Source organism: Cupriavidus sp. 05T313 (assembly GCF_056396665.1).
This window is the reverse complement of sequence record NZ_JBFTLX010000418.1, coordinates 1-3,416: the sequence shown is the minus strand read 5'-3', so window position 1 is coordinate 3,416 and position 3,416 is coordinate 1. Positions and strand designations below refer to the sequence as shown.

Below are 3,416 nucleotides of genomic sequence, written 5' to 3'. Positions count from 1 at the left end.
GAGTACGACGTGGCGGCGGCAATCCAGTCGCACATGGCGCCGGCTTCGTTGATGCCTTCCTGCAGCACCTGGCCAGTCTGCGATTCCTTGTAGAACATCAGCTGGTCATGGTCTTCCGGCACGTACTTCTGGCCTTGCTGGTTCCAGATGCCGATCTGGCGGAACAGGCCTTCCATGCCGAAGGTGCGCGACTCRTCGGGCACGATGGGCACCACGTGCTTGCCRAYCTKCTTGTCCTTGAGCAGSGTGTTCAGGATCCGCACGAAGGCCATGGTSGTGGASACYTCGCGGCCTTCGCYGGTGGCYTTGAGCAGCGCGTCGAACGCGGACAGCTCGGGCACCTTCAGGGCTTCGGCCTTCTGGCGGCGGGCCGGCAGGTAGCCGCCCAGCTCCATGCGGCGGTTGCGCATGTATTCCAGTTCCTTCGAGCCTTCCTCGAAGGTGACGTACGGCACTTCCTCGATCTTGTCGTCGGCGACAGGAATATTGAACTGGTCGCGGAAGCGGCGGATCGCGTCCACCGGCATCTTCTTCTGCTGGTGGCTGATATTCATGGCCTGGCCGGCGTCGCCCATGCCATAGCCCTTGATGGTCTTGGCCAGGATCAGCGTAGGCTGGCCCTTGTGCTCGTTGGCGGCGCTATAGGCGGCGAAGATCTTGTGCGGATCGTGGCCGCCGCGGTTCAGGCGCCAGATGTCCTCGTCGGACCAGTCGGCCACCATCGCCTTGAGTTCGGGCGTGTTGAAGAAATGCTCGCGCACATAGGCGCCATCCTTGGCCTTGAAGGTCTGGTACTCGCCGTCCACGCAATCCATCATGCGCTTCATCAGCAGGCCCTTCTTGTCGCGTGCCAGCAACTGGTCCCAGCGGCTGCCCCACACTACCTTGATCACGTTCCAGCCGGCGCCGCGGAACTCGGATTCCAGTTCCTGGATGATCTTGCCATTGCCGCGCACCGGACCGTCCAGGCGCTGCAGGTTGCAGTTGATCACGAACACCAGGTTGTCGAGCTTCTCGCGGCCGGCCATGCCGATGGCGCCGAGCGATTCCGGCTCGTCGGTCTCGCCGTCGCCGAGGAATGCCCATACCTTGCGGCCTTCGGTCTGTACCAGGCCGCGGCTGTGCAGGTACTTCATGAAACGGGCCTGGTAGATGGCCATGATCGGGCCCAGGCCCATCGACACTGTCGGGAATTGCCAGAAGTCAGGCATCAGCCACGGGTGCGGGTAGGACGAGATGCCCTTGCCGTCGACTTCCTGGCGGAAGCTGTCGAGTTGCTCGGTGCTCAGGCGGCCGAGCAGGAATGCGCGCGAATACACGCCGGGGGCCGAATGGCCCTGCACGAACACCAGGTCGCCGCCGTGTTTCTCGGACGGGGCGTGCCAGAAGTGGTTGTAGCCAACGTCGTACAGCGTGGCCGCGGAAGCGAACGAGGAGATATGGCCGCCAACGTTGGTGTGCTTGTTGGCGCGCAGCACCATCGCCATGGCGTTCCAGCGCGTGTACGAGCGGATGCGGTGCTCGATGTCCTGGTCGCCGGGAATGCGGGCCTGCTGCTCCACCGGGATGGTGTTGATGTACTGCGTTTCAGCGTGGAACGGCTGATTGACGCCGTTCACGCGTGCGTATTCGATCTGCTTCTCGATCAGGAAGGCGGCCCTGTCGGTGCCTTCGGCGGCGATCACGCCCTGAAGCGCATCGAGCCACTCGTGGGTTTCCTGGGGATCGGCGTCGTTGGCGCTGCTGGCGCCGAGGATCTGCTCTGGTACAGCTGACATGACTGTCTCCTGGTGAATTCCTGCCTCGGCGCTCCCCTGATTCATGTCGTGAGAGCCCCGGCCTGACGGTGTGACTACGGTACGGCGCGCGGGCCACGAATGTTTCGCATCCCCATCGCTAGCGCTTCGCCCGGGCTTGCCAGATTCAGCTGGCAGGACCGGACACAGCACTACCGTCCGCACTTTTCGGTCGGACCGATTCTATGGAAGCACATTGGGCAAGACAAGCCTAATTTTCAAATTACGATATGGTTTCTCATAATGTGGGATATTGCCGCAACGCACCACAACATCGCGCCAGCCCTCGCCGGGAAACACCTGTCGCCCGCCGCGCCCTCGGCAGGAATGCCGCACTGCCGCATTGGCGCTTACCCCAAGCGACGCGCGCCTGCAATCCCGTTACACTGGTCGGTCAGTCGTCAATCCCGCCATGCCGTCCCTCAAAGATTTCTTTTCCCACCTCCGCGCCGCCATCGTCCCTCCCTCCGCTTCCGGCACCGCCAAGGCGAGCGGCGGCGACCCTGCGCTAGCCGCGCCGCCCAGCCCGCTGACGCACCTCGATACGCTCGGCCATGCGGACGAGCCCGCGGCCGTCAACGGGCCGCCGCGCGGCTTGTGGTGGCTGCGCTGGCGCAACCTGGTGGCAACCAGCTGGTTCATGTTCATCCCGCTGGTGGCGATCGTGCTGTTCACCGTGGCGATGGGGGTGATCCTGTGGTCGCTGCATGAAACCGAGCGCCAGCAACAACGCGACGCGCTTTATCGCGACGCGGCCTGGGCCCAGCAACGCGTGCGCCTGTCGCTGCTGAGCAACCAGGACCAGCTTGCCTCGCTGGCGCGGGACATTGCCGCCGCCCAGCTCGACCAGGGCGCCTATCGGACAGCCGCGCAGGAAATCCTGCGCGAGAACCCCGAGATCGTGTTCGTCAACTGGCTCGACGCAACCCGGCGCGGGCGCTGGTCCTTGCCGTCCACCTCGGAATTCGCCGGCCGCCTGCGCGAAACCCAGGACCAGCCGCTGGAACCCGAAGTCCTCGATACTTTCGACGCCGCGCGCGAAACCCAGCGCGTGGTGTACTCGCGCCCGCTGGTCAACGACCGCGGCGACAGCTTCATGCTGATGGAAGTGCCGATCGTGCGCGACAACGAGTTCCTCGGCACGCTGGGCGCGCTGTACTCCGTCAATGGCATCCTGACCCACCTCCTGCCACCGGAGCTGACCGAGCGCTACCGCTTCTCGCTGATCGACAAGAACAACCAGATCCGCGCCAGCACCTCGCTGCGGCCAGTACCCGGCAATGCGCTGTCGTACGAGGTGCTGCTCGACCCGCCTGGCCATTCGCTGTCATTGCGCGCGGACGCCTACCCGCCCGCCTCCAACCTGCCCAACAACATGTTGCTGTGGCTGGTGGTCGGGCTGTCGTGCTTCCTCCTGTGGAGCCTGTGGAGCATGTGGCGGCATACCAGCCGCCGCTCCGAGGCACAGCGCGCCCTGCTGGCCGAGACCTCGTTCCGGCGCGCGATGGAAAACTCCATGCTGATCGGGCTGCGCGCGCTCGACCTGAACGGCCGCATCACCTACGTCAATCCCGCCTTCTGCCGCATGACCGGCTGGCAGGACGCCGACCTGGTCGGCCG

2 protein-coding genes are annotated in these 3,416 nt (G+C 64.7%); one reads left to right on the top strand and one right to left on the bottom strand.

Annotation, left to right across the window (positions count from 1 at the left end; genetic code table 11):
- On the bottom strand, positions 1–1,778 hold a 1,778-nt coding region (aceE, locus tag AC1DKD_RS40080; RefSeq protein WP_477144637.1), incomplete at its 3' end, for a pyruvate dehydrogenase (acetyl-transferring), homodimeric type.
- Positions 1,779–2,208: 430 nt separating this feature from the next.
- On the opposite strand from aceE, the gene AC1DKD_RS40075 reads away from it, so the two are divergent.
- A partial coding sequence (locus AC1DKD_RS40075) for a cache domain-containing protein (RefSeq protein ID WP_477144636.1) occupies positions 2,209–3,416 on the top strand: 1,208 nt, incomplete at its 3' end.